General features: G+C 47.5%; 16 protein-coding genes. 5 read left to right on the top strand and 11 right to left on the bottom strand.

Annotated features, from left to right (window positions below; translation table 11 throughout):
• Positions 1-16: 16 nt before the first annotated feature.
• Both M1M80_RS02310 and M1M80_RS02305 read right to left on the bottom strand, forming a co-directional pair.
• Positions 17-784, bottom strand: coding sequence for a 5-oxoprolinase subunit PxpA (locus M1M80_RS02310; RefSeq protein ID WP_019257488.1), 768 nt, complete (start codon positions 782-784; stop codon positions 17-19).
• Between the two features lie 204 nt (positions 785-988).
• Positions 989-1,738 carry a Cof-type HAD-IIB family hydrolase gene (locus tag M1M80_RS02305; RefSeq protein WP_060397935.1) on the bottom strand — a complete coding sequence of 250 codons (750 nt, stop codon included), beginning with the start codon at positions 1,736-1,738 and terminating at the stop codon, positions 989-991.
• 132 nt (positions 1,739-1,870) lie between these two features.
• Between M1M80_RS02305 and M1M80_RS02300 the strand changes: the two genes are divergently transcribed.
• Positions 1,871-2,035, top strand: a complete 165-nt coding sequence (locus M1M80_RS02300) for a hypothetical protein (protein ID WP_003240240.1) — start codon at positions 1,871-1,873, stop codon at positions 2,033-2,035.
• 35 nt (positions 2,036-2,070) lie between these two features.
• Here M1M80_RS02300 and M1M80_RS02295 read toward each other — a convergent pair whose 3' ends face one another.
• Positions 2,071-2,463 carry a 3-hydroxyacyl-ACP dehydratase FabZ family protein gene (locus M1M80_RS02295; protein ID WP_003240238.1) on the bottom strand — a complete coding sequence of 131 codons (393 nt, stop codon included), beginning with the start codon at positions 2,461-2,463 and terminating at the stop codon, positions 2,071-2,073.
• Between the two features lie 84 nt (positions 2,464-2,547).
• Here M1M80_RS02295 and M1M80_RS02290 point away from each other — a divergent pair, with 84 nt between their 5' ends.
• Entirely contained in the window at positions 2,548-3,144 is a 597-nt protein-coding gene (locus M1M80_RS02290; RefSeq protein WP_060397934.1) for a dienelactone hydrolase family protein, read from the top strand.
• Here M1M80_RS02290 and M1M80_RS02285 read toward each other — a convergent pair.
• The 5 genes from M1M80_RS02285 to M1M80_RS02265 form a co-directional block, all read right to left on the bottom strand.
• Entirely contained in the window at positions 3,139-4,206 is a 1,068-nt protein-coding gene (locus M1M80_RS02285; protein ID WP_019257484.1) for a tartrate dehydrogenase, read from the bottom strand. The genes M1M80_RS02290 and M1M80_RS02285 overlap by 6 nt on opposite strands.
• An 87-nt stretch (positions 4,207-4,293) precedes the next feature.
• The gene (locus M1M80_RS02280; RefSeq protein ID WP_060397933.1) at positions 4,294-5,415 is read right to left on the bottom strand and encodes a mannitol-1-phosphate 5-dehydrogenase; all 1,122 of its coding nucleotides are present in this window, start codon (positions 5,413-5,415) and stop codon (positions 4,294-4,296) included.
• Between the two features lies 1 nt (position 5,416).
• Complete coding sequence (locus tag M1M80_RS02275) at positions 5,417-5,848, bottom strand: PTS mannitol transporter subunit IIA (protein WP_003240230.1); 432 nt, start codon at positions 5,846-5,848, stop codon at positions 5,417-5,419.
• A 24-nt stretch (positions 5,849-5,872) separates the two neighbouring features.
• Entirely contained in the window at positions 5,873-7,306 is a 1,434-nt protein-coding gene (locus M1M80_RS02270; RefSeq protein WP_060397932.1) for a PTS mannitol transporter subunit IIBC, read from the bottom strand.
• A 173-nt stretch (positions 7,307-7,479) separates the two neighbouring features.
• Positions 7,480-7,833, bottom strand: a complete 354-nt coding sequence (locus M1M80_RS02265; RefSeq protein ID WP_003240226.1) for a reductase or disulfide isomerase — start codon at positions 7,831-7,833, stop codon at positions 7,480-7,482.
• 164 nt (positions 7,834-7,997) lie between these two features.
• Here M1M80_RS02265 and cutR point away from each other — a divergent pair, with 164 nt between their 5' ends.
• Genes cutR through M1M80_RS02250 form a run of 3 tightly spaced genes read left to right on the top strand, consistent with a single transcriptional unit; the run spans position 7,998 to position 10,858 of the window.
• Positions 7,998-8,570, top strand: a complete 573-nt coding sequence (gene cutR / locus M1M80_RS02260) for a copper uptake transcriptional regulator CutR (RefSeq protein ID WP_060397931.1) — start codon at positions 7,998-8,000, stop codon at positions 8,568-8,570.
• Positions 8,571-8,604: 34 nt separating this feature from the next.
• Complete coding sequence (gene ycnJ, locus M1M80_RS02255) at positions 8,605-10,230, top strand: copper transporter YcnJ (RefSeq protein ID WP_060397930.1); 1,626 nt, start codon at positions 8,605-8,607, stop codon at positions 10,228-10,230.
• 13 nt (positions 10,231-10,243) lie between these two features.
• Positions 10,244-10,858, top strand: a complete 615-nt coding sequence (locus M1M80_RS02250) for a YcnI family copper-binding membrane protein (RefSeq protein WP_060397929.1) — start codon at positions 10,244-10,246, stop codon at positions 10,856-10,858.
• Between the two features lie 44 nt (positions 10,859-10,902).
• Here M1M80_RS02250 and gdh read toward each other — a convergent pair whose 3' ends face one another.
• From gdh to gabD, 3 genes are all read right to left on the bottom strand, one after another.
• A complete protein-coding gene (gene gdh / locus M1M80_RS02245) occupies positions 10,903-11,688 on the bottom strand; it encodes a glucose 1-dehydrogenase (protein ID WP_003240219.1) in 786 nt (261 codons plus the stop codon).
• Positions 11,689-11,706: 18 nt separating this feature from the next.
• Complete coding sequence (glcU, locus tag M1M80_RS02240; protein WP_003240218.1) at positions 11,707-12,570, bottom strand: glucose uptake protein GlcU; 864 nt, start codon at positions 12,568-12,570, stop codon at positions 11,707-11,709.
• A gap of 123 nt (positions 12,571-12,693) precedes the next feature.
• Positions 12,694-14,082, bottom strand: a complete 1,389-nt coding sequence (gabD, locus tag M1M80_RS02235; protein WP_060397928.1) for a succinate-semialdehyde dehydrogenase — start codon at positions 14,080-14,082, stop codon at positions 12,694-12,696.
• Between the last annotated feature and the right edge of the window lie 60 nt (positions 14,083-14,142).

The following is a 14,142-nucleotide window of genomic DNA, read 5'->3' as shown; positions in this document are numbered from 1 at the left end:
GCTCCTCCTTTATGTTTTACTTCTGTGCTGAAATAGCGGTTACATCAATTCCTGCCGCTTTTAGCTCTTTTCTGATTTTTTGCGCAAATGTCAGCGCGTGGGCCCCGTCTCCGTGAATGCAAACCGTATCTGCTGTTAAGGACACATCATGTCCTTGCTGAGACTTGACCGCCCCTTCTTTCACCATTTTGATCACCTGGCTGACAGCGGCATCATCGCTTTCAATAAGTGCGTCCGGCTGGGAGCGCGGTGTGAGCGTGCCGTCCGCTTGATACGTTCTGTCGGCGAACACTTCACTCGCTGTTTGCAGTCCGATCCGTTGCCCCGCTTTTACGAGCTCGCTCTCAGCAAGACCGAAAAGAACCAGGCCGGGATCAACCTTGTAGACAGCTTTCGCAATGGCGTCCGACAGCTTTTGATCGACTGCCGCCATATTGTACAAAGCACCATGCGGTTTGACGTGCTGCATGTGAAGGCCTTCTGCTTTTAGAAAACCAGAGAGCGCGCCAATCTGATAAACAACAAGGTCATACGCTTCATCAGGGGAGATTGCCATATTGCGGCGACCGAAGCCGAGTAAATCCGGCAAACCCGGATGGGCACCGATTTTTACGCCTTTTTCTGCCGCAAGCGCGACGGTCTTCCTCATGACACCGGGATCTCCTGCATGAAATCCGCATGCGATGTTCGCAGATGTGACATACTCTAAAATATCTTGGTCAAGGCCTATCGTGTAGGCTCCGAAGCTTTCTCCTAAATCACAGTTCAAATCAACTTGAAACACAGAATCCCTCCTGCCAAAGCAAACGAATTGCTTTATGTATTTATTGTTCCGCAATTCGGAATGACTATTCCGAATTTTTGAACTTTGTTTCATTATAATTCAATCATATAAGTTTGTGAAATACTTTTGTTAGAAAACCTACCATGGTCCCAGAAGAAAACCTACCAAACTAAAAAAGAGAGTCCATCTTAGGACTCCCTTTTTTTATAGTACCCAATGGCGAATCGCTTTAGCGACACCATCCTCAATATTTGTCTCCGTAACCCAATCAGCCGTTTCTTTCACGATGTCTTGCGCATTGCCCATTGCGACGCCCAGACCCGCTTCTTTGATCATCGCGATGTCATTAAGGCTGTCGCCCATTGCCATCACATTCTCCATCGTAAAGCCGAGTTTTTCAGAAACCTTCGCAAGGGCTGCGGCTTTGTTGATGCCGAGCGCGTTGACCTCGATGTTTGTCGGGCTTGAATTTGTGATTTCGAGCTCTTTGTTTTTTCTCAGCTCCTCCAGCACTTCGTTTCGGATGTCGTCATCCTCAATGTCAAAGCCGAATTTGAGCCATTCATGGTCCGTAATGTTTTCCGGAAACTCGCCTCTCCATACTTTATTTACTGTAGAAGCCCAGAAATTGGTGTTGTGCTTATTCCGCAAATCCCACATCATCTGAATATGATCCGTATGGAGCAGCTTTCGTTCCACCAAATTAAAATTCGAGTCCCAGATTTCGCTGCCGTTTGCCGTAATTAAAAAGGAAGACAGCTTCAGCGATTCCGCCAGCTCCCGGCACGTCATCAGCGTCCGGCCTGTGCTGATCACCACATACACGCCTTTATCCTCTGCTTCACGAATGGCTTTACGGTTTTCATCCGAAATCAGCTGCTCGTCATTCAGCAGCGTTCCATCCATATCAATAGCGATCAGCTTGATATCCACATCTTCTCTTTGAATAGACATATATGTACCTCTCTTTATCTTTTAATTGTGCTTCTTTCTATTCTAATACATTATACCCAGCGGAACAAAAATGCGATTTCGCATGTTTGAGGTGCACTGATAAGAGGAAAACAAACGGTGAGGTGATCAAACATGACAGAAAGAAAACAGAAAAACAAACCAAATGAAAACCCCGAACACAATGACTTAACCGATCCGATTCCGAATGAAGAGCTGAAGGAAAACATGAATGATGAAAAACACAAACGCCAGCAAAGAGATCACTCACAAAGCGAACGAGATTACGATACGAAATAATAGAACCCCTCACAAATCGTTGTGAAGGGTTTTTTTCATTTTTCAATATAGATGCCGATTTCAGCTTCAGCAACAGGCTGCCCGCCGACTGACGCCTTGGCATGTCCAAACACAAACCCGCGCCGATTGCGCGTGACTTCAAACGTAAGATCAAGCCGGTCACCAGGTATGGCCGCGCCCAGCTTTTCCGCTTTCTTCACGGATGACAATAAGCCCAAGCTGTTCTCATCTGTAATCCCTGTAAAAGCCGCGGTTTGCGCAAGTGCTTCAATCACAAGTGAAAACGGCATTTCTGTTTGCGTGTCAGTGATAAACCAGTCGTTTTCACTGACCAGCTTATAAGCGGCTGCATGTTTGCCGGGCTCGGTTTCCGTCACGCCATCAATAAATAAAAACGGATAGCGGTGAGGCAAAGATAATGAGTTCATTCTATTTCTCCTTTTTTGACCATTATATATCAGCCTCAATCTGAACGATAGGATATAATGGAAAAAACGCAAAAGGAGACCATTATGTCCCAAAAACCGCTCGTCATTCTCGTACACGAAATATACGGTGTAAACAGCCATATGAAAAAAATCGCCCGGCTGATCAAAACGGCTGGATATGAGGTGGTGACACCTAACCTGCTCGAGGATGGTGAAGTCTACAGACTGCAAGAGGAAAAAACCGCATACGAACAGTTTACAAAACATGAACGGATGAAAACGGGAGAAACCATCATTCAGAGCTTGATTAGGCAACATGCGGGACGGCGCATCTTTGTGATCGGATTCAGCGCGGGCGCAACGATCGCATGGAAATGCAGCAGTATGCCTGAGGTGAGCGGAGCTGTTTGTTATTACGGTTCCCGGATACGCGATTCCCTTGATCACGTGCCAGTCTGCCCGGTTCTATTGTTTTTCCCTTCATATGAGCCGGCGTTTGATGTTACGGTTCTCATCAAAAAACTGCAGGAAAAACAGCAGCCCGATTTGGAGATTTATCAATTTGATGCTCTTCATGGCTTTGCCAATCCTGATTCGGTTTATTTTGACAGGGCAGTCTTCTTCAAGACGCTTTCCATCATAAAAAACGAGGCAGCAAAACTGCCCCGCCCTGTTTTATGATTGTTTTCTTAAACGCGCACAGATTTCGTCAGTGACCTCAGCTGTTGTGCTTTGTCCGCCAATGTCGCGTGTTTTGATGCCGTCAGCTGTTACCTGTTCCATCACATCGAGGATTTTCGCTCCCAGTTCTTCCTCTCCGAAATGGTCAAGCATCAGCTTCGCTGTCCAAATCTGGCCGATCGGATTAGCTAGGCCCTGTCCGGCAATGTCGGGAGCTGAGCCGTGAACCGGCTCGAACATGGACGGGTATTTGCCGGACGGGTTGATGTTCGCAGACGGCGCAATGCCGATGCTTCCCATCAGGCTTGAGCTGATGTCGGTTAAAATATCACCAAACAGGTTGCTTGCCACAATGACATCAAACGTTTCCGGACGCGTCACAAAAAAAGCGGCCAACGCATCAATATGCTGAGATGACGTTTCAATCCCGCTGTAATCAGCGGCAGTCTGCTGAAAGACTTCATCCCAAAACGGCATCGCGTGATAAATGCCATTAGACTTTGTCGCACTTGTCACATGCCCGCGCCGTTTTTTCGCCAATTCGAAGGCAAAACGCATGACACGCTCTGTCGCTTTTCTTGTAAACACGGCATTCTGGATGGCGATTTCATCGTCACCCCTGTGAATGCGTCCGCCGACTTCACTGTATTCACCTTCACTGTTCTCGCGAATCACCATAAGGTCAAAATCATTTGGATGCAAAAGCGGCGACGTAATGCCCGCCATTTGTTTGGCAGGTCTCATATTAATGGAAAGCTCAAGCTCCCTCCGGATCTTCAGCAGCAGCCCCCATAACGAAATATGATCGGGAACCAGCTTCGGATTTCCGACTGCTCCCAAGAAAACCGCTTCAAATTGAGTAAGCGTATGTATTCCGTCTTCAGGCATCATTTCACCATGTTCCATGTAATAATCACAGCTCCATGGAAAAGACGTAAATGAGAATGACAAACCTCCGTGCGCCTCAGCAGCTGTATGAAGCACTTTCTCAGCAGCCGCCACAACCTCTTTTCCTACTCCGTCTCCCGGTATTGCCGCAATCTCGAATTGTTTCATCGTCATTCTCCTCCCCCTGTTATCGTAAGCGTTTTCTATTATACTAGATTGCGAGATGGTAAAAAAAGCCCGTGACATGCTGTCACGGGTCGGTTATTGGTTGAGTTTCTTTAAAACGATGGCATGCAGCGGCTCATGAGACTGAATGCCGCACACCTCTTGAAGCACGCCGCTGTATCCTTTTTCTTCGATCAGCGCTTGCAGTTCAACCGCTTCAGGGTCATCGGTGAAATCGAAGCGCAGTGCTGCGGCAATCCCTTCCGCCAGTGCATTCGGCTCTTTTATTTTCTTTGCCGGGCCTACGAGTCTATCATTCTCTCCCAACTTTCTGAGAGGTGATCTCGCCACACGGGTCACATCGTCCGTAATGAATGGATTTTCAAAGCGTCCGATGATTTTTTTGATATATTGTTCGTGTTCGGCTTGCTTAAAGCCATATGTTTTGATGAGATAGTCACCGGTTTCAAGCAGCGCCGAATGAACGACACGGCGGATTTCCGGATGGTCGATTGCTTCTTTGACCGTTTTCAGTCCGCGCTGATAGCCGACATACGCTGTCACCGCGTGTCCGGTATTGACCGTAAACAGCTTACGTTCGATGTACGGCGTTAAATCATCAACAAACAGCGCTCCGTTAATGGCCGGCGTTTTCCCTTTAAAGCCTGATTCATCAATGACCCATTCAAAAAACGGTTCAACCGATACTTTGAGCGGATCTTCATGATGCTGAATCGGCACGATCCGGTCAACTGCGGAATTCGGAAAACCGACCGTTTTACTGACGGATTCCCGCTCTGCTTCCGTTAAGTGGCTATATATCTCTTTCTTCAAAAAGCTGCTGCCGCCGATCATATTTTCGCAGGCAATGATATTCAGTGTGTTTGCAGCCTTTCTTCGTCTTAAACCTTCTGCTATAGCTGGTGCAATCAGCTTTAACACGTTCGGGCCGACCGCCGTTGTGATGAGCGCCGCCTCATTGATCAGCCGATACAGCTCCTCTTGCTGGCTGCCGCTGTTAATGGCACTGACCGGGCCGATCACCTCTGATGAATGACCTTCTTCAGCGAGCTCCACCGTGTATTCCCGTTTTTCATTAAGGAGGCTGACCATCGTATCGTTCACATCCGCAAACACCACATCATAGCCGGAGTGGTGAAGCAGAGCGCCGATAAACCCCCTCCCGATATTTCCTGCACCGAAATGTAAGGCGATCATGTCAGTTCACCTCGTTGAAAATGGCAATCAAATCTTCTTCGCTTTTAGCAGAGATCAGGCGTTCAATATTTTCTTCTTCTGAGCAGATAATCGCGATGTTAGACAAAATGTCTAAATGCTCATTATTTTTCCCAGCAATGCCGAATACCACTTTTGCCGTGTTGCCTTCACCGTACTCGACACCATCTGGAATTTGTATGATTGAGATTCCAGAGTGAAGCACCTCACGTTTCGCTTCTTCTGTGCCGTGAGGAATTGCAATGAAATTCCCCATAAACGTAGAAGACGTTTCTTCCCGTTCAAACATTTTGCCAATGTAATCTTCTGTCACATAGCCGTTGTCAATCAGCGTTTGGCCTGCTAATTTGATGGCCTCTTCTTTTGATGATACCGTTTGATTGAGTTTAATATTTTCCTTTGCGAGTACTTGCATGAATATCACTCTCTTTCTATGAGGTTACTTTTTAAGCTTTTCAATAAGCTCGTCGTATTTCAGGCTGTTTAAGAAGTTATCCACTGATATGTGCGTCGCGTTCGGCAGCTTCGCTTTCGCGCGATCTGTTAAATCTTTATGGGTGATGACAATATCCGCATCGCTTGGCAGATTGTTAATGGCCGTGTTGGTCACGCTGATATCAAGCTCCGCTTTTTTCACTTTATTTCTTAAGATGGATGCTCCCATGGCGCTTGATCCCATTCCCGCATCACACGCAAAGATAATTTTGTTTACGCTTTCAGGAGACAGCTCAGACGCTTCCTCAGCTTTTGCTTGTTCCGCTTCTAAAGCAGCAGCTGCTTGGCTTTTCTTCCCCTTCATGGACTGCATTTTTTCTGTTGCTGCAGCGAGGTCTTCTTCGCTTGCTTTTGAGGATTTCAGGATCACTGCTGATACGATGAACGAAACAGCTGCAGCGACCAATACACCCGCCAATACGCCGAAGTAGCCTCCTCTTGGCGTCATCGCCATCAATGCGATAATGCTTCCCGGTGACGATGCTGCGACAAGTCCGGCATTAAAGATCGTGAACGTTAAGAGTCCGCTTGCTCCGCCGGCAATGGCCGCCAGAATCAAGGCCGGTTTCATCAAAATGTACGGGAAGTAAATCTCGTGAATCCCGCCGAAGAAATGAATAATCGCCGCGCCGGGAGCCGTTGACTTTGAAGAACCTTTGCCAAAGAACATGTACGCCAGCAAAATGCCGAGCCCCGGTCCAGGGTTTGCTTCTACTAAGAACAGAATCGATTTTCCCGTTTGGGCTGCTTGCTCGATTCCGATCGGACTTAAGATTCCATGGTTAATGGCGTTATTTAGGAACAACACTTTCGCCGGTTCCACAAACACGCTGGCTACAGGCAGTAAATTAGCGTGTACAATGACTTCCACACCGGCTGCCAGCAGTTTGTTTAACGTCAGGACAACCGGACCGATGGCGTAAAACGCGAGAATCGTTAAAGCCGCGCCGACAATCCCTGCCGTAAAGTTGTTGATCAGCATTTCAAAGCCTTGTTTGACTTTATCCTTGAACAATTTATCAGTCTGTTTAATGAGGTATCCGCCAAGCGGCCCCATGATCATTGCACCTAAAAACATTGGAATATCCGACCCGACAATCACCCCGATTGCCGCTGTTGCCCCGACGACTCCGCCGCGATGGTCGTAAATCATTTTTCCGCCTGTATACGCTATCAAAAGCGGCAGTAAATACGTGATCATCGGGCTGACAAGTGTATTCAGCTGTTCATTCGGAAACCATCCCGCCGGAATAAATAGCGCGGTAATGATGCCCCACGCGATAAACGCGCCGATATTCGGCATGATCATTCCGCTCAAATAACTGCCGAAGCGCTGCACTTTCACTTTCATGCCGCCTTGCTGCTGTTCTTGCTGCATATATAAACCCTCCCTGTTTTTGTTTGTCGCTGTAAGATATAAAAAGATGTTCAGAGAATCATGCTTCCCTTTGACTCTATGTTAAAACGCTTACAGTCCCTATACAATTGAAAGTAAAGAGGACTTTGTCACACGGGTGTGACAATTTGTTAAAAATAAAAAGGCCCCTGATATCAGGAGCCTTTTCTCTTTCCTCTATAAATAATGTTTCCGTTTTGAATCACGTACTTGGCGATCATCCGCTCACTCACAATAAAAACGGGATAGGCGCACACAAGCGCAAATACAGCCATCGGCACGTGCTGTACGGCCGGTATCATTGAGCCTGCCGCATTGCGGAGGAGCAGCAAAAGATAAATGAGCAGCACGATGACTGCTAATGACACCAGCATAATCGGTGCTGATACTTTATATTCATAAAGCCGTTCCCGGCAGTGTCCGCAGCGAAATTGACAAGGCACATTTGACGATCTGACCATGTCGCCTGTCAAAGGTTTGCCGCAGTTCGGGCATACTGTTTCTTTCATAGGGTATTCCTCACTTTCCATTCCATATGTCTATTATACCAGAGTCCCTTCTGTTTCGTTTTGTTGCTGTTCAACACATTTTCACATTTTTTATCATCAGCTTACTTGTCTCTGTCTCTAAAATCCTCTACGCTTAAATAGATCTTAATGGAGGGGATGTATGAATGCTTCCGATTAATAGACAGCAACACATACTGAAGTGGCTGAATGAAGAAGGCACGCTCAGAATTTCTGACATCAGCGCACGGTTCGGCGTTTCGGAAATGACGGTATACAGAGATGTCAATCAGCTTGTCCAGTCAAACCAAGTCATCAAAATAGCAGGCGGCATCACGCTCCCAGCCCGAACACCTCAAGCGGATCATATGTGCAGCTATTGCCTGAAGCCGGTCAATCAGGCCCATTCGGTTCAGCTGATTACGGTAAATCAAGACATCGAACAGCTATGCTGCGCACATTGCGCGTTTTTGCGTTACGCAGATAAAACGGAAGAGGTTTCACACTTGATTTGCAGAGATTTTCTGTTACACACAACGGTCAGTGCCGGTTCGGCTTATTTCGTCGTCAACGCTGAATTAAACCTGCACTGCTGCCAGCCGCAGGCGATTCCGTTTGCGACACTCGACCATGCCGAACGGTTTCAAAAAGGATTCGGCGGAGCCGTCCGCACCTTCGACCAGGCGCTAGAGGACATGCTTCAAGACAGAAAAAAGCGCTGCACCTGCACCAAGACATAACACAACATATACAGCGGAAGGTGGTGTCTGAGTGATGAAGCAAAACAGATGGTGGATCATCCTTCTGCTTTTTCTTGTTTTCCTGCCGAAAACAAGCTTTGCTCACGCCTATATTGTCAAATCTTCACCTGGGGAAAACAGCGAATTAAAAAGCGCCCCTGCACAGGTGGAGATCGAATTTAATGAACCGGTTGAAGAAGGGTTTCATTACATTAAAGTCTATAATTCAAACGGCGACCGGGTGGACACAGACAAGACCGAAATCAAAAAAGACAACAATCACATCATGACAGTAAAGCTCAAAAAGAAGCTGCCGCATGATGTGTACAGAGCGGAATGGAATGCCGTGTCCGCGGACGGGCATCCCGTTTCCGGCGTCATTCCGTTCAGCATCGGGAAAGCGGACGGCGGATTCAGCAGCCAAAAAGCAGCCGGCTCAGCTCTGAATCCGGCAACAGCCGCAGACCGCGCGATACTGTATACAGCTTTATCTCTGTTTATCGGAACGGTTTTCTTCCATCTCTTCTGGTATAAAGGGGATTCAGAACAGCTGACCAAACGGACAAGACGTATCCTGATCGTTTCCATCGCCGCATTGGGTCTGGCGCTTTTGCTTCAGCTTCCGATTCAGACAAAAGCAAACGCGGGCGGCGGCTGGGGCAGCGCCTTCCAGCCGGGCTACATCAGAGAAACACTGCTTGAGACTGCCGGCGGCACCATTTGGATCATACAGGCCGTGCTGTATGTGCTGCTTGCACTGTCTGTGATCCCTGCGATACGCAAAAACCGCTTTTCGTCCTTCGGCTATTGGACAGCGCCGCTCATTTTCTTTTTCGGTCTCCTGCTTGCCAAAGCGTTTACCGGGCATGCTGCTGTCGTTGAAGAAAAAGCGATCGGCATTTTGATGGATTTCCTTCATTTATCTTCCGCTTCCATCTGGGTCGGCGGGGTTGCGGCACTTGTTTTGCTGCTCGCAAAAGAATGGAAGCAGCCTGACAAAACGCTCGCATGGGAAACGGTAAGCCGGTTCTCCCCGTGGGCACTTACTGCAGTCGGCGTCATTTTGTTTTCAGGCTTGCTCAATGGATTTTTCATCATTCGTTCCATGGATTCACTGTTCCATACAGCGTACGGCCAGGCTCTTTTAGTGAAAAGCGGACTGTTTGTTTTGATGCTGATCTTAGGCGCGATTCATTTTCTGCTCACCAGAAAACGGCGCCATGAAGGAATCAGCGGAACACTGAAAGCGGAATGGGCAATCGGCATCGCTGTCTTAATCACAGCGGCCGTGTTTACAAGCCTGCCAAGCCCGCCTGAGCCGGCGCCGGAACCGTTCTATCAAACCAAAGCAATTGAAAACGGGCAAAGCGTGTCTCTCAGCATCAGCCCGAACCAGCCAGGCAAAAACGTATTTGAGCTGCGGGTCACTGACCATAACGGCGACCCGGTGAAAAACATTCAGCAAATCACGTTAACCATTTATAAAACAGGCCTGTCAGGAAGCGAAAACAAAAGCACGTTTCAATTAAAAGAGAAAACAAAAGGCGTCTTCCAGGATGAAAACCTATCCATTAATGAAAAGGGAAACTGGAAAATCAAAGTCCACGGGCTGACCGGAGACTTTAACGAAATCAATATCATCTTTACAAAGACCAATTAAAGGAGTGTTTGAGTTGTTAAAAAAAATCGCATTCACACTATGTCCGGCTATTATCGGCTCTCTCTTATTCTTTACGGCCCCAGCCAGCGCGCACGTTACTGTAAAGCCTGCTGAATCCGCTGCAGGCTCTTGGGAGACTTATACAATGAAGGTTCCTTCTGAGAAAAATCTGCCCACAACGAAGGTTGTCCTCAAGATGCCAAAGGATGTTGAATTCCAGCAATACGAGCCAATTCCGGGCTGGAAGGTATCCACTCAGAAACATGATGACAAATCAGTGTCCGTGACGTGGGAAGCAACTGACGGCGGCATTCAGGAAGGACAATTCCAGCAGTTTACCTTTGTTGCCAAAAACCCTGAAAAAGCCGAGGAAGCTGCTTGGGACGCCTACCAATATTACAAAGACGGTAGCATTGTTGAGTGGACAGGTGACGAGGATGCGGATACACCTCACTCCATTACAAAAATCACCGCTGCAAAGCAAGTGACAGATGAGCACGGCGCGACGAAAACAGAAGACGATTCCGAAGACTCAGGTTCTTCAGCTCTGGACATCACAGCGATTGTGCTGTCTGCGGCTGCCATTATCTTATCTATAGCGGCACTGGTAAAGAAAAAGCGTGCCTAATCAAAAAAGCGATCCAGATGTCATGTCTGGGTCGCTTTTTTTGATTAACCGCGTCCTGCCTGGAAGGCAGGATATTTCGTCATTCCGCCGTCCGCAAACAACGTGATGCCTGTGACGTAGCTGGATTCCTTCGAAGCAAGCCACACTGCCACTGCGGCGATTTCCTCGGGTTCGCCAATATATCCCATCGGAATCATGCTTTCTACATCTGCTTTCTGTTTAGGGTCAGCAAATTTTTCAGCATTGATTGGCGTGTTGATCGCACCTGGCCCGATATTGTTGACGCGAATGCCCTTCGGCGCGTATTCCAAAGCCAATGTTTCTGACATCAGCTTAATTCCGCCTTTACTTGCCGCGTAGTGGACAAATAACGGCCATGGAATCCTTTCATGTACGCTGGACATGTTGATGACATTTCCCTTGATATCGTTTTCTACGAAATATTTAATCGCTTCACGGCTTCCTAAAAAGGCGCCTGTTAAGTTCGTGCCGATGACCTTATCCCAATCTTTCAGGGGCATTTCGTGAGACGGCACAGGATTTTCAAGTCCGGCATTATTAATCATAATATCAAGCGTGCCGAACTCTTTAATGGCAGTTTGCACGATATTTTTTACATCTTCCTCTTTCGTGACATCTCCCTGGACGATAACGGCTTCACCGCCCGCCTTGATGACCTCTTCTTTTACCTCGTTCGGATCCTGTTTATCACTATAATAGTTGATGACCACTTTTGCCTGCTCCTTGCCGAAGCGAATGGCCATTGCCTTTCCAAGTCCTGAAGCGGCTCCTGTAATAGCGACGACTTTTCCTTTTAAATCTGGATACATATACATCCTCCTCCATTGTTATGAATTTGTTTTGGCAATTCCTAAAAATACAGCGGCCGCAATAATCAGGGCAATCCCGATGGCAATCGCAATGAGCTGGCGTTTTGTTTTCTTTTCACGCAGGATGAAAATACCGCCGAGCGTAGAAATGACAATTCCCATTTGAGAGAGAGAAAAGCTTGTTGCGACACCGACTCTCGGCTGAGAAATAAACAAAAACATATTTCCGCCTGCCCAGATTAAGCCCGGGAGAATATTTCTGATCGCATACTTGTTAAAGGGTTTATGCTTGTAGGTTAAAGCAACGCCCCCAATCACCATCCCAATCGCCTGCGGCAAAAGAGCCGACCAGCCGGACACATTGAACAATCTGGCGACGACTACATAAACCAAATAACCGAGCGTCGAGACAAGAAGAATCAAGATACCCTTTTTTAAGTTGCTTGGCTCTCCCTCTTTCCTGTCTTTCTTATCTTCCAATGACGTGAGGATGATTCCCACAATGATAAAGATCAGCGCGAGAATGCCAAGCGTAATCGCAATCGGTGTAGACCATTCGCGGAACACGATCACACCGAACAGCGAGGTCGAAACGAGCTGCATTCCGGTGGAAATCGGCATTGTTTTGGACACACCCATCAATTCAATGCTTTTCAGCTGGTTGCTCTGTCCAAGGGACCAAAATAAGCCGGATACGATGCCAACAATAAAAATGCGCAATGACAGAACGGGCTGAACAAAAAAGTAAATCACGATAGAAACAATAAGCGCTCCGATCGTTGTTCCCAGTGTCTGGCTGTACGGCCCGCCGCCTAATTTCACATTGAAGAGAACAATGCTCCCCCAAAACAAAGCCGGGAGAAGAGCCAATAATAAATCCATTGTTGGGGAACCTTCTTTCAAAATGTATTTGCTGTTATTTTGGCTGGAATTATTGTGTTTATTCGCCAGAACAACAAAAAGAGCTGCCGGAAGATCCGGCAGCTCTCAGGAGCTTGCATTCTTTTACAAACCGATGGACATATATTTTGTTTCAAGGTACGGCTCGATGCCTTCCGAACCGCCTTCACGGCCGATGCCGCTTTCTTTCATTCCGCCGAATGGGGCTTGAACCGCTGACGGTCCGCCGTCATTCCAGCCGATAATGCCATACTCAAGATTCTCGGAAATATAGATGCCGCGGCGGTAGTTTTCTGTGAAGAAGTAAGCAGCCAAGCCGTACGGTGTATCGTTGGCAAGCTGAATTGCTTCATCAATATCAGAATACATGACGATCGGTGCAACCGGGCCGAATGTTTCCTCGTGCATGATATTCATGGACGTATCGACATCGGCGAGCACTGTCGGATTGACAAAGTAGCAGCCTTTGTCATCGTTTCGGTCATACGTGCCCCCCGCGAGAACTTTCGCTCCTTTTTCAACGGCATCATCAATTTGGCTGATGATTTTTTCGAAACCTCTTTTGTTGATAATCGGGCCGACATTGACGCCTTCTTCAAGTCCGTTTCCGACTTTAAGCTTAGACACTTGCTCGCTCAGTTTCGCAGCAAATTCATCTTTGATGGATTCATGGACGATCAGGCGGTTAGCACATACGCAAGTTTGGCCTGCGTTTCGGTATTTAGACACCATCGCTTGTTCAACGGCAAGGTCAATGTTTGCATCTTCATCCACGATGAGCGGCGCATGTCCGCCGAGCTCCATAGAGATGTGTTTCACAGTGTCCGCACTGTTTTTCATGAGGATTTTCCCTACTGGCGTTGATCCTGTGAACGTGATTTTACGGATTTTCGGGCTGCTTGTGAACACATTCCCGATTTCTTCTCCGTCGCCAATCACAACCTGAAGAACATCCTTCGGAATACCCGCTTCATATGCGAGGCGCGCAAGCTCATATGCAGACAGCGGTGTGTCCGGTGCCGGCTTGATGATAAACGTACAGCCGGCAGCAAGAGCAGGCGCCGCTTTGCGTGTAATCATCGCATTCGGGAAATTCCAAGGCGTGATGGCGGCAACAGGGCCGACCGGCTGGCGTGTGACGACAATTCGTTTACCGGTTGTCGGAGCAGGGACCGTTCTTCCGTACACACGCTTCGCTTCCTCTGCGAACCATTCGATATAGCCTGCGCCGTACAGTACCTCACCGACTGCTTCCTGATACGGTTTTCCGTTTTCCTTTGTAATTAAATCTGCAAGTTCTTCTTTATGCTCAACAATCAGCTCATACCATTTTTTCAAAAGAGACGCTCTTTCGTTCGCTGATGTTTTAGACCATGTTTTAAACGCTTGATGTGAACGTTCAATGGCTTCTTCTACTTCTTTGGCCGATTGTTGAGGAATCGTTTTGATCTCCTCGCCCGTAGCCGGGTTGTAGACCGTTAATTGATCTGGCATATTGAACATTCCTTTCTTTTCATGATTACTTAAAATGATAGCAGACACAGCCGTTTTCTT

The organism is Bacillus inaquosorum (genome assembly GCF_023238325.1).
Taxonomy (GTDB): domain Bacteria; phylum Bacillota; class Bacilli; order Bacillales; family Bacillaceae; genus Bacillus; species Bacillus inaquosorum.
Note: the sequence above shows the minus strand (reverse complement) of the source record. Positions and strands in the feature narration are given on the sequence as shown.